The 22763-nt window shown below is 62.7% G+C and carries 26 protein-coding genes, 1 tRNA gene and 1 pseudogene; 18 read left to right on the top strand and 10 right to left on the bottom strand.

Annotated features, from left to right (window positions below; genetic code table 11):
- Positions 1-71 precede the first annotated feature (71 nt).
- From IYW40_RS10025 to IYW40_RS10015, 3 genes are all read left to right on the top strand, one after another.
- A complete protein-coding gene (locus IYW40_RS10025; protein ID WP_246720745.1) occupies positions 72-1232 on the top strand; it encodes a GGDEF domain-containing protein in 1161 nt (386 codons plus the stop codon).
- Between the two features lie 200 nt (positions 1233-1432).
- A complete protein-coding gene (locus tag IYW40_RS10020; RefSeq protein WP_196400543.1) occupies positions 1433-2851 on the top strand; it encodes a glutamate synthase subunit beta in 1419 nt (472 codons plus the stop codon).
- Between the two features lie 6 nt (positions 2852-2857).
- Positions 2858-3067, top strand: a complete 210-nt coding sequence (locus IYW40_RS10015) for a hypothetical protein (RefSeq protein WP_196400500.1) — start codon at positions 2858-2860, stop codon at positions 3065-3067.
- Positions 3068-3121: 54 nt separating this feature from the next.
- On the opposite strand, the gene IYW40_RS10010 is transcribed toward IYW40_RS10015, so the two are convergent.
- Complete coding sequence (locus IYW40_RS10010; protein ID WP_196400499.1) at positions 3122-3850, bottom strand: L,D-transpeptidase; 729 nt, start codon at positions 3848-3850, stop codon at positions 3122-3124.
- Positions 3851-3932: 82 nt separating this feature from the next.
- Positions 3933-5243 carry an SGNH family hydrolase gene (locus tag IYW40_RS10005; RefSeq protein WP_196400498.1) on the bottom strand — a complete coding sequence of 437 codons (1311 nt, stop codon included), beginning with the start codon at positions 5241-5243 and terminating at the stop codon, positions 3933-3935.
- 173 nt (positions 5244-5416) lie between these two features.
- On the opposite strand from IYW40_RS10005, the gene IYW40_RS10000 reads away from it, so the two are divergent.
- The 4 genes from IYW40_RS10000 to IYW40_RS09985 all read left to right on the top strand — a co-directional run bounded on the left by IYW40_RS10000 (position 5417) and on the right by IYW40_RS09985 (position 8139).
- Positions 5417-5857, top strand: a complete 441-nt coding sequence (locus tag IYW40_RS10000; protein ID WP_246720744.1) for a hypothetical protein — start codon at positions 5417-5419, stop codon at positions 5855-5857.
- 25 nt (positions 5858-5882) lie between these two features.
- Positions 5883-6590 carry a ribonuclease T gene (locus tag IYW40_RS09995; protein ID WP_196400496.1) on the top strand — a complete coding sequence of 236 codons (708 nt, stop codon included), beginning with the start codon at positions 5883-5885 and terminating at the stop codon, positions 6588-6590.
- 5 nt (positions 6591-6595) lie between these two features.
- Positions 6596-7441 (top strand): 23S rRNA (adenine(2030)-N(6))-methyltransferase RlmJ, encoded by an 846-nt coding sequence (gene rlmJ / locus IYW40_RS09990; RefSeq protein WP_196400495.1) that lies wholly within the window; start codon positions 6596-6598, stop codon positions 7439-7441.
- Between the two features lie 101 nt (positions 7442-7542).
- Positions 7543-8139, top strand: a complete 597-nt coding sequence (locus tag IYW40_RS09985) for a glutathione S-transferase family protein (protein WP_196400494.1) — start codon at positions 7543-7545, stop codon at positions 8137-8139.
- Between the two features lie 35 nt (positions 8140-8174).
- On the opposite strand, the pseudogene IYW40_RS21795 reads toward IYW40_RS09985, so the two are convergent.
- A pseudogene (locus tag IYW40_RS21795) lies at positions 8175-8375 on the bottom strand (LysM peptidoglycan-binding domain-containing protein); the annotation flags it as partial.
- 330 nt (positions 8376-8705) lie between these two features.
- On the opposite strand from IYW40_RS21795, the gene coaD reads away from it, so the two are divergent.
- The 9 genes from coaD (at position 8706) to IYW40_RS09935 (ending at position 15479) form a co-directional block, all read left to right on the top strand.
- Positions 8706-9230: a pantetheine-phosphate adenylyltransferase gene (gene coaD / locus IYW40_RS09975; protein ID WP_196400493.1), complete on the top strand. Its 525-nt coding sequence runs from the start codon at positions 8706-8708 to the stop codon at positions 9228-9230.
- 9 nt (positions 9231-9239) lie between these two features.
- The gene (locus IYW40_RS09970; protein WP_175094449.1) at positions 9240-9791 is read left to right on the top strand and encodes a peptidylprolyl isomerase; all 552 of its coding nucleotides are present in this window, start codon (positions 9240-9242) and stop codon (positions 9789-9791) included.
- Between the two features lie 42 nt (positions 9792-9833).
- Entirely contained in the window at positions 9834-10289 is a 456-nt protein-coding gene (locus IYW40_RS09965; RefSeq protein WP_196400492.1) for a peptidylprolyl isomerase, read from the top strand.
- Positions 10290-10456: 167 nt separating this feature from the next.
- Complete coding sequence (locus IYW40_RS09960) at positions 10457-11173, top strand: PRC-barrel domain-containing protein (protein ID WP_196400491.1); 717 nt, start codon at positions 10457-10459, stop codon at positions 11171-11173.
- A gap of 93 nt (positions 11174-11266) precedes the next feature.
- Positions 11267-12328 (top strand): tRNA preQ1(34) S-adenosylmethionine ribosyltransferase-isomerase QueA, encoded by a 1062-nt coding sequence (gene queA, locus IYW40_RS09955; RefSeq protein WP_196400490.1) that lies wholly within the window; start codon positions 11267-11269, stop codon positions 12326-12328.
- Complete coding sequence (locus IYW40_RS09950) at positions 12325-12657, top strand: hypothetical protein (protein WP_196400489.1); 333 nt, start codon at positions 12325-12327, stop codon at positions 12655-12657. The genes queA and IYW40_RS09950 overlap by 4 nt, the downstream gene beginning before the upstream one ends.
- Complete coding sequence (gene tgt, locus IYW40_RS09945; RefSeq protein WP_196400488.1) at positions 12654-13778, top strand: tRNA guanosine(34) transglycosylase Tgt; 1125 nt, start codon at positions 12654-12656, stop codon at positions 13776-13778. The genes IYW40_RS09950 and tgt overlap by 4 nt, the downstream gene beginning before the upstream one ends.
- Positions 13779-13995: 217 nt before the next feature.
- Positions 13996-14280 carry a HigA family addiction module antitoxin gene (locus IYW40_RS09940; protein WP_246720743.1) on the top strand — a complete coding sequence of 95 codons (285 nt, stop codon included), beginning with the start codon at positions 13996-13998 and terminating at the stop codon, positions 14278-14280.
- 2 nt (positions 14281-14282) lie between these two features.
- Positions 14283-15479 (top strand): DNA methyltransferase, encoded by a 1197-nt coding sequence (locus IYW40_RS09935; RefSeq protein WP_196400486.1) that lies wholly within the window; start codon positions 14283-14285, stop codon positions 15477-15479.
- Positions 15480-15486: 7 nt separating this feature from the next.
- Here the strand turns inward: IYW40_RS09935 and recG are convergent, their stop codons facing one another.
- Complete coding sequence (gene recG, locus IYW40_RS09930) at positions 15487-17589, bottom strand: ATP-dependent DNA helicase RecG (protein WP_196400485.1); 2103 nt, start codon at positions 17587-17589, stop codon at positions 15487-15489.
- A gap of 34 nt (positions 17590-17623) precedes the next feature.
- Positions 17624-18268 (bottom strand): M15 family metallopeptidase, encoded by a 645-nt coding sequence (locus tag IYW40_RS09925; protein WP_196400484.1) that lies wholly within the window; start codon positions 18266-18268, stop codon positions 17624-17626.
- A gap of 81 nt (positions 18269-18349) precedes the next feature.
- On the opposite strand from IYW40_RS09925, the gene IYW40_RS09920 reads away from it, so the two are divergent.
- Positions 18350-18643: a peptide-binding protein gene (locus tag IYW40_RS09920; protein ID WP_196400483.1), complete on the top strand. Its 294-nt coding sequence runs from the start codon at positions 18350-18352 to the stop codon at positions 18641-18643.
- A gap of 19 nt (positions 18644-18662) precedes the next feature.
- Here IYW40_RS09920 and IYW40_RS09915 read toward each other — a convergent pair whose 3' ends face one another.
- A complete protein-coding gene (locus IYW40_RS09915) occupies positions 18663-19346 on the bottom strand; it encodes an orotate phosphoribosyltransferase (protein ID WP_123176393.1) in 684 nt (227 codons plus the stop codon).
- Between the two features lie 43 nt (positions 19347-19389).
- The gene (locus tag IYW40_RS09910; RefSeq protein ID WP_196400482.1) at positions 19390-20094 is read right to left on the bottom strand and encodes a glutathione S-transferase N-terminal domain-containing protein; all 705 of its coding nucleotides are present in this window, start codon (positions 20092-20094) and stop codon (positions 19390-19392) included.
- A gap of 97 nt (positions 20095-20191) precedes the next feature.
- Between IYW40_RS09910 and IYW40_RS09905 the strand changes: the two genes are divergently transcribed.
- Complete coding sequence (locus IYW40_RS09905) at positions 20192-20674, top strand: DUF2165 domain-containing protein (RefSeq protein WP_196400481.1); 483 nt, start codon at positions 20192-20194, stop codon at positions 20672-20674.
- 4 nt (positions 20675-20678) lie between these two features.
- Here IYW40_RS09905 and IYW40_RS09900 read toward each other — a convergent pair whose 3' ends face one another.
- The 3 genes from IYW40_RS09900 to IYW40_RS09890 all read right to left on the bottom strand — a co-directional run bounded on the left by IYW40_RS09900 (position 20679) and on the right by IYW40_RS09890 (position 22651).
- On the bottom strand, positions 20679-20879 hold the full coding sequence (locus IYW40_RS09900) for a hypothetical protein (protein ID WP_196400480.1): 201 nt from the start codon (positions 20877-20879) through the stop codon (positions 20679-20681).
- A 261-nt stretch (positions 20880-21140) separates the two neighbouring features.
- Complete coding sequence (locus IYW40_RS09895; protein ID WP_196400479.1) at positions 21141-22169, bottom strand: hypothetical protein; 1029 nt, start codon at positions 22167-22169, stop codon at positions 21141-21143.
- A 406-nt stretch (positions 22170-22575) separates the two neighbouring features.
- Positions 22576-22651: transfer RNA gene (locus tag IYW40_RS09890), tRNA-Ile, on the bottom strand.
- Positions 22652-22763: the final 112 nt, after the last annotated feature.

Below are 22763 nucleotides of genomic sequence, written 5' to 3'. Positions count from 1 at the left end.
TTCCTTGACGGCGGCCAGGAAGCCTGATGCGAGAGGACTCTAGAGTTTACAGCTTGCCGGGCTGGCCTGCGATGCGCTGGCTCGTGAACCCGGGTCATGGCGCGACTCGCGACATCCAAGTGGCGTTGATTGGCGGGTTGTTCGGAACCCTGCCAGTCTTCTTTGGCGGCGTTATCAATACGATCGTCGTGTCGGGAGCGATCGCGGCGCGCGAGCAGACGCTCCCCTTCATCGCTTGGTTCGTCTTTGAAATCGTGCTCGGGGCCGTGCGTCTGATCGTCCTGAGAGTCTCGCGCCGCGCCGCTCTCGAGTATCGCCCGACGCCGACCGATGTTTATCTCCTGCTTCAGCTTTTCTGGAGCAGCGGCGTCGGCTACGGCGCCTTTATTAGCCTCGCGAGCGGCGACTGGGTTTCCGCGACGCTCGCTTGTCTCTCTGGGTCCGCCATGGTCGGCGGCATCGGATTTCGTAATTTTGGCGCGCCGCGTCTCGCCGGCGCAATGATCCTGACGAGCCTCGGCCCGTTCCTGCCGGGCGCCGCCCTTTCTGGCGAACCGTTGCTTTATCTTGTATTTCTGCAGGTGCCCCTCTATCTCGCCGCCATGATCGCCGCCGCCTACAGCCTAAACAAAATGCTTATTGCGACGATGCAGGCCGAACGCCTGAACGACCATCGCGCCAAGCATGATGCGCTCACCGGCCTGTCGAACCGCGTCGGGCTCGCCGCCGCGGTTGACGCGAATCTGAAAGACGCGCCGACGCACGGCGGCGATTTGGCTGTCCTTTTTCTTGATCTCGACAACTTCAAAACCGTCAACGACACATACGGACACGCCGCCGGAGACAGGCTGCTCAAATCGGTCGCGGAGCGCCTCCGCCAGTCCTTGCGCGCGACCGACGTGGCGGCGCGGATTGGCGGCGACGAATTCGTGGTGCTCGCCAAGAGTTTGACGAGCGAGCAAGCGGCGGAGCTGAGTCTCCGGCTGACGAATTCCATATCGGCGCCTTATGACCTCGGCGACGGCGTTCAGGCGACGATCGGCGTAAGCGTCGGCATAGCTCTGGTGACGGAACATGGCGCAGACGCGGAGGCGCTTCTCGCGGTGGCCGATGAAGCGCTTTATGAGGCGAAGGCTCAGCGGCAGGTGAAATTGCTGCACACCCTCGTTAAGGAGGATCAGTCTCGCCGCATCGCGCCGACGGCGCGCGGCATGCGCCCCAGCACTCAATAGTGGAATGCTGGCGAGCGTCAGCTTATGACGCGGAAGCTTCGCGGCTTGACGGCGACCCCTCGAAAGCGTTTAGAAAACATCCAAGATTGCGACGGCTCAGGGCGTTCGGAAAAGCGAATTGGCTTTTCCACGCGAGACTGCCGCGACGATGAGAATTGCCGTTGCCGCCGCGACGCGCGGCGCGAGAGGTGCGCGACAAGATGGGTAAGGTGACCGGGTTTCTCGAGATCGACCGGCATGACCGCAAATATAAGCCGGCGGCCGACCGCATTCGCCATTATCGCGAATTCGTCATTCCGTTGTCGGACGAGACCACGCGCAGCCAAGCCTCGCGCTGCATGGATTGCGGCATTCCGTTTTGCCACAATGGCTGCCCGGTCAACAATCAGATTCCCGACTGGAACGACCTCGTCTACCACGGCGAGTGGCGGCGCGCGCTCGTCAATCTCCATTCCACCAACAACTTCCCGGAGTTCACCGGCCGCGTCTGTCCGGCGCCCTGCGAAGCCTCGTGCACGCTGAATCTCCAGGACCAGCCGGTCACCATCAAGACCATCGAATGCGCGATCATCGACCGCGGATTCGAGCAGGGCTGGGTCGTTCCCGAGCCGCCCAAGCGCAAAACAGGCAAGAAGATCGCCGTGGTCGGCGCCGGGCCGGCGGGACTTGCGGCGGCGCAGCAGCTCGCGCGCGCCGGCCATGACGTGCATGTCTACGAAAAGCAAGCCAAGGCCGGCGGCTTGCTGCGCTACGGCATTCCCGACTTCAAGATGGAGAAGCATCTCATCGACCGTCGGGTTCAGCAGATGGAGGCGGAAGGGGCGGTGTTTCACTGCGGCGTTCATGTCGGCGTCGATCTCACCGCCGCCGATCTGGTCGCAGGCCATGACGCCGTTGTCCTCGCCGGCGGCGCCGAACAGCCGCGCGATTTGTCGATCCCCGGCCGCGAATTGCGCGGGGTTCACTTCGCCATGGATTTTCTGCCGCAGCAAAATCGCCGGGTCTCGGGCGAGCCGCTCTCAACCAACGAGCCGATCCTGGCCACCGGCAAACATGTCGTGGTCATCGGCGGCGGCGACACCGGCTCGGACTGCATCGGCACCTCGGTGCGCCAGGGGGCGCTTTCGGTCACCCAGCTCGAAATCATGCCGCTTCCCCCCGAGAAGGAAAACAAGCTGCAGACGTGGCCCGACTGGCCGCTGAAGCTGCGCACCTCCTCCTCACACGACGAGGGTTCGTCGCGCGAATTTTCGGTGCTGACGCGCGAATTCGAAGGCGCGGAAGGCGCAGTGAAGGCGCTGCGCTGCGTGCGCGTCGACGGGAAAATGCAGGAGGAGCCCGGAAGCGACTTCAAGCTTAAGGCCGATCTGGTGCTGCTTGCGATGGGCTTTGTGTCGCCGGTGCGGGAAGGCTTGCTCGAAACGCTCGGGGTCGATCTCGATTCGCGCGGCAATGTCGCGGCGGACACGCGCGCCTATCGGGCGTCTCGCGAGAAGATCTTCGCCTGCGGAGACATGCGGCGCGGACAATCGCTCGTCGTCTGGGCCATTCGCGAGGGACGCCAATGCGCCCACTCGGTGGACGAATTCCTGATGGGCGAAACCAATCTGCCAAGGTGAGAGTAAATGGTCAGTGAAAAGCTAAATCTCTGGTATTGTGACACCTTCGTCAGCACGCCCTGGCAATTTTACTTTCTCATCGTGCCGCTCGTAGGGGCCTTCTTTTATGGCCGCGAGAAATACAAGCTCGCTTGGTCGCTGATCGGCTTTTGGGTCGTCACGCAAGTGATCTTTTCGGCGCTCACCAATCTCGTGTTCACTTGCTCGCTCGAATAGGCGCAAAATAAAAGGCCCCGGCAATCGGGGCCTTTCGTTTGACAGAGAGCCGGCTTACAGCACGACGACCGTGGCGCCCACCTTCACGCGGCTGAACAGATCGGTCACGTCGTTGTTCAGCATGCGGATGCAGCCCGACGAGACCGCCTGTCCGATCGTCCAGGGCTCGTTCGAGCCGTGGATGCGGAACATCGTGTCGCGATTGCCCGCGAAAAGATACATCGCGCGCGCGCCCAGCGGATTGTCCTCGCCGCCAACCATATGGCGCGGCAGATCGGGACGGCGCTTCAACATCGCCGCCGGTGGCGTCCAATCCGGCCAGGCTTCCTTGCGGCCGATATGTGTCCGGCCTTTCCAGGTGAAGCCCTGGCGGCCGACGCCGACGCCGTAGCGCACGGCCTCTCCGTTCGGCAGCGACAGATAGAGATAGCGATTGTTCGTGTCGACGGTGATGGTGCCAGGACGCTCATTGGTCGGATCCTGCACGATCTCGCGCGTCGTGGTCGGATATTCGCGCGCGAGCCGCGCGTCTTCTTGATCCCCGTAATAGGCCTGCGGGTCCTGCACGGCGTAATTAGCTTCCTGATCCTGACCGCCGTAATAGGCTTGCTGCTCACGGGCGTCATCGTAGGACGCGGTCATTTCCTGCGCGCCCGCCGACGGATCAAGCAGCGCCATGAAGGAGCTTTCCTGAGCGTTGACGGCGGAAGACGAAAGTCCCGCGAACGCGGCGACGGCGGCGACCTTCAGAAAGCGGCTGGCGTTGAATTGACGGCGGGACATGACGGCGGCTCCACAATTTCTCTGTCGTGCAGAGAGAATGCAGAACCACCGAAAAGCGTTCCGTGCGCCAACGCACAAATCGTTAGCGCGGCTGAGAAGGTGCGTTTGCCGCCGGGCGCCAGCTGTAGTCGTCGGCGCGGTTGCTGCGTGGATTCTGGTCCCCGCCCTCGATGAAAACATGTCGCGCGAGCGCCTGCGCGGGCGTGCCTGCGTCCGTCGCCGCTTTGCCGGCCGGGGTTCGCCTGGCGAGTTCTGTCGCCGCTCCGGCGCCCGTCAGTTGCTGCGTCGGCCCAACGGCAGGTCGTTCAGGCAGGCTCGGCGCCGCCGACGGTCCGCCGACAGGCGAGCGGAATACGATCGGCTGACCGTCCGCCGGGGTCGCCGCTATTGGCTGCTGTGACGGAGTCGCGCCCGGCGCGTCAGGTTGGGACGTCGCCGGCGCGTCAGCGACCGGAGCCTGCTGGCGAGAGGCGTCGTAATATTTCTTGATCTCGCCTTCGACGAAATGGGCGACGCTGCGCGCGCCGGCTTCGGTGAAGTGCACGCCGTCCGCGGAGCGCAGCTTGACGATCTGGCCGTTGATGTCCGGCCCGAAAGCGCTGTACTGCCCATGTTCGTCGGTCATCGCCTCCCAGAGATCGACATAGGGAATATTGGCGTGGGCCGCGCGCGCCTTAAAGATCTCATTGAGCTGCGCCATGTCGGCGGACAGGCGCTCGTTCTTCATGACCGGCAGACCGACCCAAATGACCGGAATATTCTTTTCCTTGAAAGCCGCAATCACCGCGTCGACCCGCGCTGCGTAGATTTCGCGCCAGCGCGGCGACAGCGGCTCGATTGACTCTTGACCCTGCTGGATCACTTGACGGTCATTGCTGCCGAGCATGACGACGGCGACATTGATCTTCTGCGGATCGGCGGCGATCTCTTTCGCCGCCTTGGGCCAATCGTAGAAGTCTTCGCGCACGAGACCGCTGCTTTCCCGGCCTTTCCGAAGGATGGCGACGTCTGGGCGATCCGAAAACCCGTCTTTCAGGCCGTTTGCGAGAAGCAGTCCCAGAGTGTCGCCGATCGTCGCGACAACGAACGTCGGCTGGGTAATGGTCGTGTTCGGGTCCGGGGTGGCGCCGTCCGTACGCTTCGCCGCGCGGCGCGGATTATCCGTCTGGCCGTGCCAGTATGTCGGGGCGCGATTCTCGCGGTGCGGCATAATCCGTCGCACTCTTGGCTCGCCGCGAGGCCCCCAGCCATGCTGCGGATGGCCGCCAAAGATGCCGCCAAAGAATTCCGTAAAGGGGTCCTGCGCGAAGGACGCGCTGGGCGTCGCGCTCGTCAACAATGCGCCAAGGAAGAGCGCCATAATGCGGCGCAGGGTCTGAACGTTCCTAGACATGAGGCCATTATAGCGCGTCCCGAGCGCCTTGGCATCCTTGCTGCGATTCTTCGCTTAATGAGTGGCGCATAGCCTTGACGCAGGGAGCGGTTTTGGCGTCAATCGTCGGCAACTGGGCGGGATTCAGGAGAAGCGAGATGCGGCGCCGCAACCGGGGGTCTGGCGGAGTTTGGATGCGAGCCGCCGCGACCGCGCTTTTCGCGCTTGCTGCGGCCACGGCGGCCGCCCAGCCCGCACGCGAGGAAAACCCGCCGGCGGAGTTTCGAATTCTGCCTTACTCTGGACTGACCCCCTACTGCGTCGATCCGACGATTCTCAACGAAGTCGTCAAGGGTTTTGCTGCAAGAGAAGCCTGGTTCTGGAATTCGCCTTTGGTCATTGTGGCCTTTGACGGCGTCGAGGACATCGGCGCGCGCAACAACGGCTTGAGCTATATTCCCCGTCGCTATTGTCGCGCATTGGCGCTTTTTAACGACGGCGTGAGACGCGAGGTCGTGTACAATATCGGAGAATCCTTGGGCTTCATCGGCGCGGGACCTGGCGTGACATGGTGCGTCGTCGGGCTCGACCGTAATCATGCCTTCAGTCCTAATTGTCGAGCCGCAGGGCCTTAGCGTCCTATTTGCAGAGTCGTTTGAAATGAGAAGAGTTTTCGTTCGTTGCGCCGCATGGGCGCTCATTGTTGGCGCGGTGACGTCGGGCGGATTTTTGGGCGCTATCGCGAAAGAAGGCGACTGCACGGCGGAGGATTGCGCGAATCGCGCGGCCTCGCGGGCCGGCGCGGCGCGCGACTTCGACTTTTACGTGCTGGCGCTCAGCTGGTCTCCAGGATTTTGCGAAAGCGTCGAGGGCGCGCGCGACCAGTGCGAGCCGGGGAAGGGACTCGGCTTCGTCGTTCACGGGCTCTGGCCGCAATATGAAAGCGGCGTCCCGAGCGAATGTCCGGGCGCGCGCTCTCCATCGCGCGTCGCGATCGAAAAAGCGGCGGGCTTGTTTCCCGACGAGCGGCTGGCGCGTTACGAGTGGCGCAAGCATGGAGTCTGCAGCGGCAAAAGCCCGAGCGACTATTTCGCCGAAGTGGCGCGGGCCCATGCCGCCGTGGCCATCCCGGCGCTTTTCGTCAAACCCACGCGCGACCAGACCTTTACGCCGATCGACGTCGAGCGCGCCTTCTACGAAGCCAATCCACGGCTGCGGCCCGGCATGATGGCGGTGTCGTGCCGGCGGGGCGTTATGGACGGCGTGCGCATCTGCCTGTCCAAGGATCTGCGCGAGTTTCGCGCTTGTCCCGCCGTTGCGCAGCGCGGTTGCCACGTTCGAGAAATCAGCGCGCCCGCTCCGCTGTAGCGCATATGAACTATCGCCACGGGTTTCACGCCGGCAATTTCGCCGACGTCTTCAAACATGCGCTGCTGGTGCGCCTCTTGGTCTATCTGAGGCGCAAGGAGACGCCGTTTCGCGTGATTGATACGCACGCAGGAGAGGGCGCCTACGATCTTTCAGCGGATGAGGCGGAGCGCACGCTCGAGTGGCGCGGCGGCGTTGGACGTCTCGCTGATCTCTCCGGCGCGAGTGCGGACGTTCGCACGCTGCTTGCGCCCTACGTCGATTGTCTCGGGCCGTTCGATCAGGAGGGAAAGCCCGCGCTCTATCCAGGTTCGCCGGCGATCGCGCAGAAATTGATGCGCCCGCAGGACCGCGCGATTTTCTGCGAGCTGCGGCCCGACGCCTTTGCGGCGCTGCGTCGCCGGTTCTCGCGCGACGAGCGCATTAAGGCGATTCATATCGACGGCTATGTGGGGCTTGGCGCTTATGTTCCGCCGAAGGAGCGGCGTGGGCTCGCGTTGATTGATCCGCCTTTCGAGCGCGAGGACGAGTTCGAAGCCGCATTCGACGCCTTTAGTAAATCATATGCGAAATGGAGTTCCGGCATTTACGCCTTGTGGCATCCCTCAAAGAGCGATCGCGACATTCGGAAATTGCATAATAGGCTGAGGGAAAGCGGCATACGGCGCATCCTGCAGCTTTCGTTGAGCATTGGCGGAGACGGTGAGGGGTTGCGCCGCTGCGGAATGGCGGTCGTCAATCCGCCATTCGTGTTCGAAGAGGAAGCGCGATCGCTGCTTTCCTTCCTCGCTGCACGGATGGCGCAGGGCGAAGGCGCGGGCTACGAGATTGCCTGGCTCGCAGGCGAATGACCTGATGCGGGCTTACCAAGTCCATCCGGCGGAGGCCGCCCAAGGTTGACGGTCCCCCATAACGCCGTTGTGGGTTTCCTACACGGATGATAGGAGCGGCCATGCTCGTTCTGCGCTCTCATCCCGCTTCGCCCTACGCCAGGAAGATCCGCATCGCCGCCGACCTGCTCGGCTTGTCGGATGGGATCGAAATTGCGACCGCAAATGCGGCCGATCCGGCCGACAGTCTGCGGCGTCAGAACCCACTCGGCAAAATTCCGACGTTGGTTTTGGAGGACGGCTCGTCGCTGTATGACAGTCGGGTCATCGCCGAATATCTGGATCATCTCGCCGGCGGCGGGCGGATCATTCCAACCGAGGCGACGGCCCGCTTCGCGGCCTTGCGGCTGCAAGCGCTCGGCGACGGGATCAATGACGCCGCTCTATTGATCCGCTACGAAACGTTCAATCGCCCGGAAGCCTTGCGTTACGACGAAGCGATCGCGCTTCAGCGAGGTAAGATCGACCGGGCGCTCGCTGTACTGGGCGCAGTTCCGCCGGCCGGCTCGATCGACATCGGCCATATCGCAGTCGCTTGTGCGCTCGGCTATCTCGACCTGCGTTTCGCGGGCGCATGGCGGGAGAATCACCCGCGCCTTGTCGCCTGGCTCGAAAAATTTGCGTGCGCCATCCCAGCCTTCGAAGCCACGAAGGCCTAATTTCACATCACTCTCGCCTTCGCCTTTACTGCCGACTAATGCGTGCCGGCGACTTCGCCGCTAGGTCCGGTCGAGCCGTGCGGAATGCGCAGGCGCTGGCCGGGCTGAATTTTATCAGGATCTGTCAGCATCGGGCGATTGGCTTCGAAGATCTCCATATATTTGGCGCCCTTGCCCGCGCCATAATGCGCTTCGGCGATCTTCCACAGCGTGTCGCCTGGCTTCACGACATAGAAAGTTTCGGACGCGGCCGCGCCGGGCCTCTCATCAGCCTTAGGGGTGGCGTCGGCCGTCTTCTTGAGCGCGTCTGGGGCAGGCCCCGGTTTGCCTTTTCCGGTCAAAAAATCCAACAGTCCCATTAGAGCCTCCGTCGCAGGCGTCCCGACCCTTGGCCGGATACGCAGACCTATTGTAGGGCTCCGTTCGCAGCGCAGGAGGGCGGACCTCCGCGAAAAGCAACGCCTGAGCGACGGGTTGCCGACCGGACGCCGGCTTTGGCAGGCCGTCGGATTGGCGAAGGCGCTCACCGTCTCGCGAAGCCGCGCAAAATCTCCTATACCGCTGCGATGACCGCGACCTCTGCCACCACCGCGCGGACGGCCCTCTACCCCGGCACGTTCGACCCGTTGACCTTTGGCCATCTCGACGTGATGGCGCAGGGCGGGGCGCTGTTTGACAGGATCGTCGTGGCGATCGGCGTGCACCACGGCAAGAAACCGTGGCTCTCTTTCGACGAGCGCGCGGCGGTCATTCGCGACGCCTGCGCCGGACTAGGCGCGTCTTGCGGCTTCGAGGTCGCGGGCTTTGACGGACTCGTCGTCGAAGCGGCGCGCCAGCACGGCGCCTGCGCCATTCTCCGCGGTTTGCGCGATAGCGCCGATTTCGACTATGAGATGCAGATGGCGGGGATGAACGGGACGCTCGCGCCCGACATTCGCACGATTTTCCTGCCTGCTTCGCCAGGGCTACGCCATGTTAGCGGAACCTTCGTGCGCCAAATCGCGGCGCTTGGCGGGGACGTGTCGGCCTTTGCGCCGGCCGCCGCCGTCGCCGCACTTGAACGCGCCGTCAAAAGGCGCGGCAACTCATAGGGAGGCTTCATGAAATTCACGCGCCGTCTCATCCTTGCCGCTGCGGCCGCCGCCGCGCTGAGCGCCATGCCTGCCAGCGCGGCCGATGACCACACACTCTACCTCGACACAAAAGACGGCCGCGTCACCATCAAGCTGCGGCCTGATCTCGCGCCCAAACATGTCGAGCGCATTGAGAAGCTCGCGAAAGAGCATTTCTACGACGGCATTGCGTTCCATCGCGTCATCGACGGTTTCATGGCTCAGGCCGGCGATCCCACCGGGACGGGCATGAGCGGCTCCCGCTATCTCGATCTTAAGGCGGAGTTCTCGAATACGCCGTTCAAGCGCGGCGTCCTCGGAATGGCGCGTCAGCCGGGCGACAATGACTCGGCCAATTCGCAGTTCTTCATCGTCTACGCAGACGCGCCGCAGCTCAACGGCAAATACACCGTATTCGGCGAGGTGGTTTCCGGCATGGACGTCGTCGACAAGATCAAGAAGGGTTCGAAGTCCAATAATGGCATGGTCGATAATCCGGATAAGATCATCAAGATGCGCGTCGCTGGCGACGAGAGCTGAGTTGAAGAGCCGCTACGCCTGCAAAAATCAAGGGAAATGATAATGACCGAAGCCGCCGACACCATGACGCTTGAGACGACGAAGGGACCGGTCGTCATCAAATTTCGTTCAGACCTCGCGCCCAATCATGTCGCGCATATCAAGAAGCTCGTCTCGGAAGGATTCTACGACGGCATCGTCTTTCATCGCGTGATTGACGGCTTCATGGCTCAGACGGGCTGCCCGCGCGGCACGGGCACGGGCGGATCGCAATATCCAGACCTCAAGGCCGAGTTCAACAGCACGCCGCATGTGCGCGGCACCTGCTCGATGGCCCGCGCGCAAAGCCCCGACAGCGCCAATTCGCAGTTCTTCATCTGCTTCGATGACGCGCGCTTCCTTGACAACAAATATACGGTCTGGGGCGAGGTGATCTCCGGCATGGAGAATATCGATAAGATCAAGCGCGGCGAGCCGGTGAAAGATCCGGACAAGATCGTCAAGGCCACGTTGGGCTGATCGACTGACGCGACAGAATGAGCTCCTTGGTCAAGCATGCGCCCCGGCCTTGGGCGCATGTGCAGTAAAGACCTGAGTTCGACGCAAAATTCGGAACTATCTCTCCAGACGCTGGTTGCAAAGTATCGCTCGCCGAGACGGGCGAGCGGAACAGTGGAGAGTATCCGATGAAATCGCTCAAGTTGTTGATCGCTACAGTCGCGGCGATCGCGCTTTCCGCCAGCGTGACAGCGAATGCAGGGCGCGATCGCACGGGCGCGAGCTCGAGCAAAAGTCAAACTCAGTCTCGCAGCAGCAATCAGTGGCAGGAGAAACAAAGCGAACCAGCCAAGGATGTGGAGGATACGACATCTGGCGGCGGCTGGCGGGAGATGGGCCGCGATGACGACCCCTCGCCGACTTGGCGAGGCAGCGCAGCGCGGGAACGGATGCGCGATCAGGACAGCCAGTCAGGCATGGACCGGACGGGCATGGATCGGACGGGCATGGATAGGCGGATGACGAAAGGGCGATCCGCAGCTGAAATGCGCGAACTGGAGCAGCTCGGCTCCGCCCGCGTAATTTTCTACAGGCTCGGCCCCACCGATATGCGCATGTCACAGCTAATCGGCAGCGACGTCCGCAATCTGCAGAATGATAACGTCGGCGAGATCGAAGACGTCATCTTCGACAACAATAGGAATGTGCGTGCGGTCATCGTCAGCGTCGGCGGTTTCCTCGGCATCGGCGAGCGCCATATCGCAATTGACCCGACATCAATGGTCGTTTCGAGGAACCAAGATGGCGACGTCGAAGCGATTGTGAACACGACTCGCGACGATCTGCGGAACGCTCCGGAGTTCCGTTTCGACGAGCGTCGCCGACGCGTCGGCGCAAGCCAGTAAGCCGTCGCCGCGGCGCCGGTTGGTCGACAATCGGCGCCGCGATTGTTCTGGCGTACTTGACCTGACGGAGCTTATGGTTTTTGCAAGCTCCGCATGCGCGTCGACCTTTTCGACTTCAACCTCCCGCCAGACAGAATCGCTCTTCGGCCCGCCGATCCCCGCGACAGCGCCCGCATGCTCGTCGTCCCGTCGGGCGGGCCTTTCGAGGACAAGATCGTCGGCGGTCTGCCGGACTACCTTCGTCCGGGAGACGCGCTCGTCGTCAATGATTCGCGCGTCATTCACGCACGGCTTTCCGGTCGGCGCTTTCGCGGCGCGTTGAGCGCCAATGTCGAAGCGACGCTGATCGAACGGCTGGACGCTTCCCGCTGGCGCGCGCTGATGCGCCCGGCAAAGAAGCTCGCGATCGGCGATCGCATAAGCTTTATGGGCCATGGGGGCGAGATCGACGCTCGCGTCGAAGCAAAGGGAGAGGACGGCGAAATCACGCTCGCTTTCGAGCTTCACGGAACCGCTCTGGATATCGCCATAGAGCAGGCAGGCGTCATGCCCCTGCCGCCCTATATTGCCGGCAAGCGCTCGTCCGACGCGCGTGACGAAAGTGACTATCAGACGATCTTTGCGCGCGAAGCGGGAGCGGTCGCCGCGCCCACGGCGGGCCTGCATTTTACGCCGCAGCTGCTCGCTGCGATCGAAGCGCGGGGCGTTCATCTTTATTGCGTGACGCTGCATGTGGGCGCCGGCACCTTTCTTCCCGTGAAGGCGGATGACACGGACCTGCACAGGATGCACGAGGAATTCGCGCGGCTTGACGCTGAAACGGCGCAGGCGCTGAACGATGTGCGGGCGGGAGGCGGACGCATCGTCGCCGTCGGCACGACGGCGTTGCGCGTGCTCGAAAGCGCCGCGGACGACGCCGGACGGCTTGCGCCTTATGCCGCGCGCACGCGGATCTTCATTACGCCCGGCTATCATTTCCGCGCCGTGGACATGCTGCTCACCAATTTCCATCTCCCGCGCTCGACTCTGTTCATGCTGGTCGCCGCATTCGCCGGCCTCGAGCGCATGAAGGCCGCCTATGCGCATGCCATCGAAAGCGGCTATCGTTTTTATTCCTATGGCGACGCCTGTCTGCTGCAGCGCGTTAAAACATGAGCGAACCTCGTGACATGCGCATCCTCGCGCTCTGGCGCGACGATCCGCGAGAGGCGCCGATGACGATTGACGCGCGGATCGACGGCGCGCGAATCGTTTCGGCATGGGATCTTTTCGGCGCCTTTGCGCTCGACGGCGATCGCGTGCGCCCATTCGTTCTACGGCGCGACGGACGAATCGACTTCGGTCATGGAGAGAGCTGGCGATCTGACCTGCGCGAGGCGACGATAATGGTCGGGTCAGAGTTCTCCGTGTGGTTCAATGAAAGCGACAGCGGTCGCTATCGCATCGTGAAGCTCGCCGTACTCGGCGCGAAGGACAACAAGTGACGCAGGGTTTTTCCTTTTCTGTCCTCGCGACCGACGGTCTTGCCCGCCAGGGCGAGATTCAGACGCCGCGCGGAACAATCCGTACGCCGGCCTTCATGCCGGTCGGCACCGCGGCGACGGTGAAGGCGATGTTCGTCGAAGATGTGCGCGCCGCCGGCGCCGACATTCTGCTCGGCAACGTCTATCATCTGATGCTGCGACCGGGCGCAGAGCGGATCGCGCGGCTGGGCGGACTGCATGAATTCATGCGCTGGCCCTATCCGATCTTGACGGATTCCGGCGGCTTTCAGGTGATGTCGCTTGCGAAGCTGCGCAAGCTCGATGAAAGCGGCGTTACGTTTCAGTCGCATATCGACGGTTCGCGCCATCATCTTTCGCCCGAGCGCTCGATGGAAATTCAGGATCTCTTGGGCTCGGACATCCAGATGCAGCTCGACGAATGCGTGCGCCTGCCATGTTCGGAAGGCGAGGCCGAACGCGCCATGCGTCTTTCGCTGCGCTGGGCGGAGCGTTCGCGTAAGGCGTTTCGCGAGCGCCCGGGCAGGGCGGTGTTCGGCATCGTGCAAGGCGGCGAATCGAAGCGGCTTCGGATCGAAAGCGCCCAGGCGCTCGCCGGCATGGAGTTCCATGGGATCGCTGTTGGCGGTCTGGCCGTCGGCGAACCTCAGGACGTGATGCTCGACATGCTCGAGACGACCGCCCCGCATTTGCCCGAATCAAAACCTCGTTATCTGATGGGCGTGGGCGCGCCTGACGACATCGTTGAGGCCGTCGCGCGGGGAATCGACATGTTTGACTGCGTGATGCCGACTCGGGCCGGCCGACACGGCCTTGCCTATACCCGCCACGGACGGGTGACGCTGCGCAATGCGCGCCACGCCGACGATTCGCGGCCGCTCGACGAGCAGTCTTCCTGCCCGGCCGCGCGCGATTATTCGCGCGCCTATCTGCATCACCTCGTCAAAGCAGGGGAAATCCTCGGGATGATGCTGCTGACGCAGGCCAATATCGCCTATTACCAGGAGCTGATGGCGGGCCTGCGCGCAGCCATCGGCGCCGGGCGCCTCGCCGACTTCATCGCCGAAACGCGCGCCAAATGGATCGAGGGCGAAAGCGCTTAACGACCTCAGCCGAGTTTACGGACCAGATAATATGGTTTACGAAAACAATATTCGGCGGGGGCGGAACATGGGCCGCTACCATGAAGAGCTCACCAGAAGATTTTTGATCGGCGTTCGGCGGGAAGCGCCAGCAAATGCGCGTCGACCGACGCATCTGCGACGCGAGAGCGTTCGCGCGCGCCCGTCAAAATCCAAACTGGCGTCGATGGAGAATGGGATGTCGCATCCTGGCGAAATTCTTGCCCGTCATTTGCAGGAACTCGGACTGACGGCGTCGGATCTGGCGCGAGATATCGACGTGCCGGTCAATCGGGTCACCGCCATCCTCAACGGCCAGCGGGGCGTCACCGCCGATACGGCGCTGCGACTCGGACACTGGTTCGGCGTCCAGCCCGAAGATTGGCTGGAGCTACAGACGCAATATGAGCTTTCTCTCGCGCGCCGCGCGGCCGGAGCGAGGATCAAGTCGCTGCCGAGCCTCGCCGATCGTCAGCGCGACTGAGCATGAGCGCTGCGCGAAAGCTCGCGGAAAACGGATTTTTCCAGGAGCTGCGGCGGTCTAATTTTGGCGCGCCAACCCGCGTCGTCATCACAGACGGCGTTCCTTATTACCTCAACGCCTTCTGGACCGCCGGGCAAAGGCGCGCGCATCCGCTGCATGAGATCAGCTATCGCGCCTGTTTCAAGCCGCAGCTCCCGGCCTTTTTCATCGATCGGCTGACGCAGCCGGGAGACGTCGTCTGCGACCCGTTCATGGGCCGCGGCACGACCATCCTGCAAGCGGCGCTGATGGGGCGGAGGCCCATCGGCTCCGACGCCAATCCGCTGTCGCTGCTGCTGACGCGCCCGCGGCTGCGGCCTCCTGCGCTTTGTGATATCGAGGCGCGGCTTGCGGCCGCGCCCTGGGGGCGCGGCGAAGTTGATCGCGAAGACCTTCTCGCTTTTTACCACTCTGAGACGCTGCGGCAGATATGCGCGCTGCGCCGCTATCTGCTGATCCGCGCAAATGATGGCTGTCTCGACGCCGTGGACAGCTGGATCCGCATGGTGGCGCTCAATCGATTGACGGGCCACTCGCCCGGATTCTTTTCAGTTTATACGATGCCCCCGAACCAGGCCGTGTCTGTTAAGGCGCAATTGAAAATCAATGCGCGTCGGGAACAAACGCCGCCGCGGCGCGACATCGGGGAGCTGATTTTCAAGAAATCGCGCGCTTTGCTCGCCGAGGACGCGCCGACGGCCTGCGACGCGCAACTCGTCGTGGCGGATGCCGCCCGTTTGGAGCACATCGTCGATGCGACGGTCGATCTCGTCGTCACGTCGCCGCCTTTTCTCGACGTCGTCGACTATCGCGGCGACAATTGGCTGCGCAACTGGTTCGCGGGAATCGACGTCGACAGCATCCGCCTGTCGCAGCTTCGCGCGCCGGAAGACTGGCGCGCGATGACTCGCGACGTCTTCGCGGAACTGGCGCGAGTCGTGAAACCGGGCGGTCACGTCGCTTACGAGGTTGGCGAGGTCAGGGGCGGGGCGCTGCCGCTCGAACAACTGGTCTGGCGCGCGCTCGACGATCTTCCCTTTGAGCGATTGGGCGTGCTCGTCAACGAGCAAAGTTTCACGAAAACTAGCAACTGCTGGGGCGTCGCCAATAATGTGAAGGGCGTCAACAGCAACCGAATCGTGATCGCGCGTCGCTTTTGACATCGCATCAGCCGGCGCGCAGCAGGCGCACGGCGTCGTCGCGTTCGAAAAGGTAGAGCAGGGCGCGCAAGGCCTGGCCTCTGTCGCTCGCAAGCTCGGGATCGCGACGCAGAATCAATTCGGCGTCATCGCGCGCCATCGCGAGGAGTCGCGCGTGGGCGGAAAGGTCGGCGAGCCGAAAGCTCGGCAGACCGGCCTGCCGCACGCCGAGAATTTCGCCTTCGCCGCGCAGCCGGAGATCTTCTTCAGCGATACGAAATCCGTCCTCGGTCTGGCGGATGATCATCAGCCGCGCCTTCGCCGCCTCGCTCAACGGGCCCTTGTATAGAAGCAGGCATGAGGACTTTTCCGAGCCGCGACCAACGCGCCCGCGCAGCTGGTGCAGCTGCGCAAGGCCGAAGCGCTCGGCGTGCTCGATGACCATGATCGTCGCTTCCGGAACGTCGACGCCAACTTCGATGACCGTGGTCGCCACCAGAATTTTGACCTCGCCGCGCTGAAAGGCTTCCATCACCGCGTCCTTCTCGCCGCCCTTCATGCGGCCGTGAACGAGGCCGACCGCCGCTCCGAAAAGCTTTGAGAGATCCGCATGGCGCGCTTGCGCAGCGGAGAGGTCCAGCTCCTCATTCTCCTCAACAAGCGGACAGACCCAATAGGCCCGCGCGCCCTCCGCCAAGGCGCGGCGCAGCCCCGCAATTACTTCGTCGATTCTCTCGGCCGGGAGCGCGCGCGTTGAGATCGGCGTGCGGCCGGGCGGCTTTTCGTCGAGCGCCGAGCAGTCCATGTCGCCGAAGGCGGTCAGCGCCAGCGTGCGCGGAATGGGCGTCGCGGTCATCACCAGCACGTCGACGGCGTCGCCCTTGGCGCCGAGCGCCAGCCGCTGCTCGACGCCGAAGCGATGCTGTTCGTCGACGACGGCGAGACCGAGGTCGTGAAAGGCGAGATCGCTTTGCACGAGAGCATGCGTGCCGATGACGACGTCGACTTCGCCAGCTCCGATGGCGGCGTGGAGCGCTGCGCGCTCGCTCGGTTTGGCGCGGCCTGTCAGCAGCGCGATGCGCAGTCCCGCGGATGCGAGCGTTGGCGTAAGCCGATCGTAGTGCTGACGCGCAAGGATCTCGGTCGGGGCCATCAAGGCGCTTTGCCGGCCGGTCTCGGCCACGCTCGCGATGGCGAGCGCCGCGACGATCGTCTTGCCGGATCCGACGTCGCCCTGAACGAGCCGCAGCATGCGCTGTTCCGACGCAAGATCGGCGCGGATTTCGTCAAGCGTGCGCTGCTGCGCGCGCGTCAAGCGAAACGGCAGGGCGGATTCGATCGCTCGGGCGTAGCGGCCGTCGCCTTTATGCGCGCGACCCGCGGGACGCCGCAACTTGGCGCGAATGAGGCGCAGCGCGAGCTGGCTCGCGAGCAATTCATCGAGCGCGAGACGCTGACGGGCAGGATGCTGCGGCGAGAGCGCATCGGCGCTCGCCGGCCGGTGCGCCGCGCGCAGCGCCTCGGCGAATGCGGGAAGCTTATTGGCGGCGAGAACGCTGGCGTCCTGCCATTCGGGGAGATTCGGTAGGCGCGTCAGCGCTTCTTCCGTCGCGCGTAAGACATACCGCGCCTGCAAGCCCTCGGTGAGGCCATAGACGGCTTCATATGCGGGGAGCTTCGCCAATCCGGCTTCGTCGAGCACGCGGTCCGGATGCACGATTTGGCGGCGCCCGTCATAAAGCTCGATGCGCCCCGAAATCCAACGCGTCGCGCCAAGCGGCAGGCTGCGTTCGATCCAGTCGGGATTAGCGAGAAAGAACACGAGTTCGACGTCGCCAGTGTCATCCTCGACAAGCACGCGATAGGGCGATTTCGAATATCGGCCCTGAGGGCGACGATGCTCGGTGACGCGCGCCTTCAACACCACCATCGTCTCGAGCGGCGCGGCGGCGATCGTGGGCCGCACGCTCCGGTCGATGACGGTCGACGGAAGATGGAAAAGCAGATCGACGAGCCGCGCTTCCGTCCCCGGCTTGGCGAGCAGCCGGTCGAACAGCCTGGCGGTTTTCGGTCCGACGCCGGGCAGTGAGGCGACGCGACCGAAGAAGGGGTCAAGCAGGGAGGGACGCATGAAGGTTCAGTTCAGCTCGCCGGCGCGGAACGGGTCACTTGATCTCGACATCGTAGCTCGGCGCGCCGTCCGCGCCCTTGTAGGTGAAATGCCACCATTCGCGCGGAAAATTTTCAAAGCCGTGGCGGCGCATCAGCGCCACGAGCGCGTCGCGATGCGCCCGCGCCGTCTTTGAGGTTTTAGCTTTCGTCCATGAGCGCGTATCGAAAAAATCGAAGGGCGTGCCGAAATTCCAGCCTTTGACGCCGATATCGACGGCCAATCCCGTCGAATGGGTGGAATGTTCGGCGATATAGCCCTCGGGAAACAGCGCACTCTTGGCGAGGCGCGGATAATGTTCGGTCTTCGTCCGCTGATCGGCGTTGCGCGACCAGTCGACGAAGGCCGAAACAGCGCGCAGCGGTCGGTAGCAATCGTAGACGATGAGCGAAATCCCGCGGGCGCGCGCGTCCTTCTGCGCGTCGGCCAGCGCTTTGGCGGCCTCAGTGCGCAGCCAGCATTGCGGCGCGTCATAGCCGGGCACGGGGGCGCCGGTGAAATTATTGGCGCCGGCATAGCGCATCTCCTGAGCGATGCCCGGCGCGACGTCAGCAAGGCGCGCGAAGCCTGGCGGCGGTTCGCTGGCGTGCGCCGATGGCGCGGAAAACACCCCGATAAGAAGAAACATCACTCTGCGCATGGCGGCTCCACGTGCGTTGGCGCAATTCGTAACTCTCGAACCCTGACTATAGGTCTTTCCAACGCAATCGGGAGGCCTTTCATGTCCGAGAAACTCGCGCCTTTCGCCGGCCTCACTCTCGCCGCTCTCGCCGCCGCGATCGCGTGGGGCGCGACGGCGCTGGCTGGCGATCGTTGCAAGGCGACGGGCGTCATGGGCGCTTCGATCGCCATCCGCGATCAGCGCAAAAATGTCATCGGCGCCATTGAAGACGGGAAGGCAATTATCGTGCAGCGCTATGGCGAGGACGATCACGGCAGGCCCTGGGCCTATGTGGCGAGCCCCGGCGGCAAGCGGCTCGGCTGGCTCTATCGCGAATTTATCCGCTGCAGCTAAAGCGCCCGCTTCGGCCGGGCTATCCCTTCGCCTTGGCGAGGCCGCCATGCGCCGCCGACCAGGCGACGGGATCGGCGATGAAGGCTTCGACTTCGTTCAGCGCGTCATCGGGGAAATATTTGTGCTCGCGGGCCACGGCGAGCACGTCGCGCCAGGTTGCGAGCGCATGCAGGCTTATGCCGAGCGCGGCCAGCTCCTCGCGGGCGCCAGCGAATATATCGTAGAAGAAGAACACGAAGACATGGTCGCAGCGCTGCCCTGAGTCGCGCAGCGCCTGCACGAAGTCCTTCTTCGAGCCGCCGTCGGTCGCCAGATCCTCGACCAGCAGGGCGCGGCCGCCCTCCATCACGTCGCCTTCGATGCGGGCGTTGCGGCCGAAGCCCTTGGGCTTTTTGCGCACATATTGCATCGGCAGCATGAGGCTGTCAGCGATCCAGGCCGCGAAGGGAATGCCGGCCGTCTCGCCGCCCGCCACGACGTCGAGCGACTCATAGCCGATGTCGCGCTCGATCGTCCGCGTCGCGAATTCGACGAGGCGCCGCCGCAGCCGCGGAAAGGCGATGATCTTGCGCATGTCGATGTAGACCGGCGACGCCCAGCCGGCGGTGGTTATGAAGGGCTTATCGACATTCACGAGCACCGCTTGCACTTCGATCAGCGCCTTGGCGGTCTCTCGCGCGGCGGTTTGGCGGTCGTTCGACATGGATGCGGCGAGTCCCTGGTTAAAAAAGCCGCGCAGCCATAGCCTATTTCGCGCCGCCGCGCTCGCTGGTCTGACCGAAAAGTATTTCGCGCTCCAGCGCCGTAAAATCGAGACGCGACCGCTCATAGGGCGCGCCCGCCGCATAGGCGCGGATCACCGCCGGCCGGGAACGGATCGCCTCGAACCAGCGCTTGAGATGCGGGAAGTCGTGCAGATCCTGGCCCTGATCCTCATGCGGAACGATCCAGGGATAACAGGCGATGTCGGCGATCGAATATTCGCCGGCGAGAAAAGGCGTCTTGGCGAGCTGACCGTCCATCACGCCGTAGAGCCGGCCGGTCTCGTTACGGTAGCGCTCGATCGCGTAGGGAATTTTCGCCGGCGCGTATTTGGCGAAGTGGTGGTTTTGACCGGCCATGGGGCCAAGCCCGCCGACCTGCCAGAACAGCCACTGCAGCGTTCGCGCGCGGGCATGGAGGTCCGCGGGAAAAAGCCGTCCGGTCTTCTCCGCGAGATAGACGAGGATCGCGCCCGATTCGAAGAGCGCGACCGGAGCGCCGCCGTCGGCCGTCGCGCGGTCGACCATGGCAGGCATGCGATTATTGGGAGAAATCGCGAGAAACTCTGGCTTGAATTGGTCCCCTTTCGTGATGTCGACGGGCTTGATCTGATAAGCGAGTCCCGCTTCCTCCAGAAAAATCGTGACTTTGTGGCCGTTGGGGGTCGGCCAGTAATAAAGATCAATCATGTCGCATGTCCGACGGGAGAGCAGACTGTGTTGTAAGCCCTCGCGTCGCAAGATCAATGGCTCAGGTCATGCTAGGCTGGGCCCGGGAGTGGTCGACATGTTGATGAGATATTCGAAGATTTTGCTGACGGCTGCGCTCGGCGCGCTCATTCTGCTCGTCGCGATCAATAATGTCACGGACTACGACACGAACTACCAGGTCGTCAGCCATGTGATGTCGATGGACCAAGTGCCGCTCGGCAGCCCGCTCGAGTGGCGCGCCGTCACCAGTGCTACGCCGCATCGAATATTTTATGCATTCATCATCGCAATCGAATTCGCCGCCGCCGCGCTCATTCTCGCCGGCGTGTGGCGGCTATTGCTGGCGCGCAAGGCGCAGGCGACGCAATTCAACGCCGCCAAGGATGTCGCCACTGCGGGGCTTGCGCTCGCCGTCGGCCTTTACCTGTTCGGCTTCATGGCCGTTGGCGGCGAGTGGTTCCAGATGTGGCGCTCCGGACCCGATATGCAGCAGGCGGCGTTCCGCTTCATCGGCTGCGCGGCGCTGGTGATGCTGTTTCTAGGTCAGCGCGACGATTAACGCGTCACAGCCGCTTCAGCATATTGTATCCGAGCAGACCGCCCAGTCCCGCGCCGACGACTGCGATGAGCGCGCCGCCGATTGCGACGCCAGTCAGGCCGCCGAGAACGGCGCCGACGCCGGCAAAGAGGTATTTGTTCTTTTTAACGGTGGGGTTTTCGTCGGACAGTTTCTTCTCAACGATGGGATTTTCGTCATCAGCCATTGCAACGTCCTCGTGAAAGAGCCGCAGTGGCGAATTAAGCAGGCCCGCGTTGTTTTCAAGAGCGGGGGCGCGTCAATAAGACGAGTTCGGCATGCGCGCCTGCTCAACGTGCAACCCGATGTTCGACTGACCGCGTCGCGAAGCGGCTTTTTCTCGCCACGACATCGTTCATTTAACCACGATAGAAAGCTGCCGCTGGCCTGAGTTTCACCGGCGCGCCTTGCGGCGCTCGGCTTTGACTCGCGCGCGTCCGCCAGTCGACTAATGACCCAGCGACAGGTGCGACATACGGAAGATGCTGGATATGAACTTTATCATGAAACCAACGAGCCCTGAGCCGCCATAAAAATCGCTTTTGTTGAGTTGGATAAAAACATGGGCCGGCGCGTCAGATTCATTCGTCACTTCGCACACGAAGAATCCCTCACGGGCGCGTATCGATTCAAAGAGGATTTTCGTGGCGGCGGCGCATTCACGCAGTCGCATGCGGATCGAACTGTTGCGGCTGGATTTTGCGCAAGCCGAAATGATTGCATTCGCTCTGGAGCGATCCTGTTTGACTGCGACCCTGCGATCCTCAGGATGAGTCTGGCTGGTTGGCCGCAGTTTGGAAACGACATTGGCGGTCATCGCAATGACGTTTCCCAGAGCATAGTCCCGACTCTCGCCGGGCTCGATCCGTTCGCACCAGATCATCGTCTTGCCGGCAAGACACAGGATCGCAGGCGTCGACGAATCGTCGACTGGGCAAGTCCTGTAGACATAGGGCGCTCGCGCCCAACTCATGGTCGATGCGTCACACGGAACGGATTCAATCGCGACATTGGCGGATGAACAAAGATAGGCAGGCTGGAGAAACAGAAGCGGCGGCGAATTGTCTCCTGCAAGTTTCGTCAGATCGATTTTCTCGACGACGTTGCCTTCGCCAGCCGTCAGCAAAATCTCTCTTTGCTTCTCCGAAGTGGCGATCCGATTGAGTTTCACGTCTCCGCCGCCGCAGAACACGTAAAGGAATGTCGCGAACTCATTTGCGATCCAGGCGCGTTTCGGCACGAAGTGAGGACTTTGGCGCGGGATGGTCCGTGTTCCAGGCCACCGGCAAACAGACCTGCTTGGCCGATCAAAAAAGGACGTCTCCGGACCGAGCGTCACCACGATCCCCTCGCGTGCGCCCAACAAGCGAAAGTCGCTTTCCCCTTGCCGCAGGGAGATATGTTCGGGACAGGAAAATGGGTTGCGCATGAACGTGCGAAACCCGAGGTCGATAAAGTCGATGGGCGTCATGTACATGCGCAAAATCCCTCAGCCAAGCTTTGAAGCATCTTAGGGAGATCGTCGCTTCGACGGATCGAAAGCTTACGTTCGCGTTTGCGGAAGCGAGCGTCCCTATAACGCAGCTTGCCAGCGTTCGTTCCGCGCAAGTCACGAGGAAGCGGGGCCAGGCGAGGGCTGACAAATCGATTTGATTATAACCGGCTGATCGTGAGGATGAACTGAAACTGGGTGGCGCCCTGGCCGTTCTGGAATAATGCTTTGGACAAATAGCGATCGAAAGGTGCGGGCGCTAAAGGGCGCTTTGAAATATATAGGGAGCTACGGCGGACATGGACCGGACTGATCTGCAGCGGTTGAGTGCGTGAACTGGAGGGGTGATCAAGCTACTGGTTTCAAAGCGTAATTTAAGTAATTGAATTGCTGGTGGGCCGGGCAGGACTCGAACCTGCAACCAGACCGTTATGAGCGGCCGGCTCTAACCATTGAGCTACCGGCCCCGAGACGGGGAGGCCCGTCCTATACCGCAACCCGAGCGCGCGCAATATCGCGGGCTTGCATGCAATCGCTCTCATCGCGCGCTCGCGTTCGCCCTGGCGCGCGGGCCGTCTG

This window comes from Methylocystis sp. H4A, from assembly GCF_015709545.1.
Classification (GTDB): Bacteria; Pseudomonadota; Alphaproteobacteria; order Rhizobiales; family Beijerinckiaceae; genus Methylocystis; species Methylocystis silviterrae.
This window is presented reverse-complemented; position numbering and strand designations above follow the sequence as displayed.

Coding starts and splice junctions, on each gene's coding strand:
- IYW40_RS10010 (WP_196400499.1), bottom strand. CDS start 3,850: ATGTCCCGCCGTCAATTCAACGCCAGCCGCTTTCTGAAGGTCGCCGCC.
- rlmJ (WP_196400495.1), top strand. CDS start 6,596: ATGAACTATCGCCACGGGTTTCACGCCGGCAATTTCGCCGACGTCTTC.
- IYW40_RS09950 (WP_196400489.1), top strand. CDS start 12,325: ATGAGCGAACCTCGTGACATGCGCATCCTCGCGCTCTGGCGCGACGAT.
- IYW40_RS10020 (WP_196400543.1), top strand. CDS start 1,433: ATGGGTAAGGTGACCGGGTTTCTCGAGATCGACCGGCATGACCGCAAA.
- recG (WP_196400485.1), bottom strand. CDS start 17,589: ATGCGTCCCTCCCTGCTTGACCCCTTCTTCGGTCGCGTCGCCTCACTG.
- IYW40_RS09960 (WP_196400491.1), top strand. CDS start 10,457: ATGAAATCGCTCAAGTTGTTGATCGCTACAGTCGCGGCGATCGCGCTT.
- IYW40_RS10000 (WP_246720744.1), top strand. CDS start 5,417: ATGCGAGCCGCCGCGACCGCGCTTTTCGCGCTTGCTGCGGCCACGGCG.
- IYW40_RS09940 (WP_246720743.1), top strand. CDS start 13,996: ATGTCGCATCCTGGCGAAATTCTTGCCCGTCATTTGCAGGAACTCGGA.
- IYW40_RS09920 (WP_196400483.1), top strand. CDS start 18,350: ATGTCCGAGAAACTCGCGCCTTTCGCCGGCCTCACTCTCGCCGCTCTC.
- queA (WP_196400490.1), top strand. CDS start 11,267: ATGCGCGTCGACCTTTTCGACTTCAACCTCCCGCCAGACAGAATCGCT.
- IYW40_RS09910 (WP_196400482.1), bottom strand. CDS start 20,094: ATGATTGATCTTTATTACTGGCCGACCCCCAACGGCCACAAAGTCACG.
- IYW40_RS10005 (WP_196400498.1), bottom strand. CDS start 5,243: ATGTCTAGGAACGTTCAGACCCTGCGCCGCATTATGGCGCTCTTCCTT.
- IYW40_RS10025 (WP_246720745.1), top strand. CDS start 72: ATGCGCTGGCTCGTGAACCCGGGTCATGGCGCGACTCGCGACATCCAA.
- IYW40_RS09985 (WP_196400494.1), top strand. CDS start 7,543: ATGCTCGTTCTGCGCTCTCATCCCGCTTCGCCCTACGCCAGGAAGATC.
- IYW40_RS09995 (WP_196400496.1), top strand. CDS start 5,883: ATGAGAAGAGTTTTCGTTCGTTGCGCCGCATGGGCGCTCATTGTTGGC.
- coaD (WP_196400493.1), top strand. CDS start 8,706: ATGACCGCGACCTCTGCCACCACCGCGCGGACGGCCCTCTACCCCGGC.
- IYW40_RS09905 (WP_196400481.1), top strand. CDS start 20,192: ATGTTGATGAGATATTCGAAGATTTTGCTGACGGCTGCGCTCGGCGCG.
- IYW40_RS10015 (WP_196400500.1), top strand. CDS start 2,858: ATGGTCAGTGAAAAGCTAAATCTCTGGTATTGTGACACCTTCGTCAGC.
- IYW40_RS09900 (WP_196400480.1), bottom strand. CDS start 20,879: ATGGCTGATGACGAAAATCCCATCGTTGAGAAGAAACTGTCCGACGAA.
- IYW40_RS09915 (WP_123176393.1), bottom strand. CDS start 19,346: ATGTCGAACGACCGCCAAACCGCCGCGCGAGAGACCGCCAAGGCGCTG.
- IYW40_RS09965 (WP_196400492.1), top strand. CDS start 9,834: ATGACCGAAGCCGCCGACACCATGACGCTTGAGACGACGAAGGGACCG.
- IYW40_RS09895 (WP_196400479.1), bottom strand. CDS start 22,169: ATGTACATGACGCCCATCGACTTTATCGACCTCGGGTTTCGCACGTTC.
- IYW40_RS09970 (WP_175094449.1), top strand. CDS start 9,240: ATGAAATTCACGCGCCGTCTCATCCTTGCCGCTGCGGCCGCCGCCGCG.
- IYW40_RS09935 (WP_196400486.1), top strand. CDS start 14,283: ATGAGCGCTGCGCGAAAGCTCGCGGAAAACGGATTTTTCCAGGAGCTG.
- IYW40_RS09925 (WP_196400484.1), bottom strand. CDS start 18,268: ATGCGCAGAGTGATGTTTCTTCTTATCGGGGTGTTTTCCGCGCCATCG.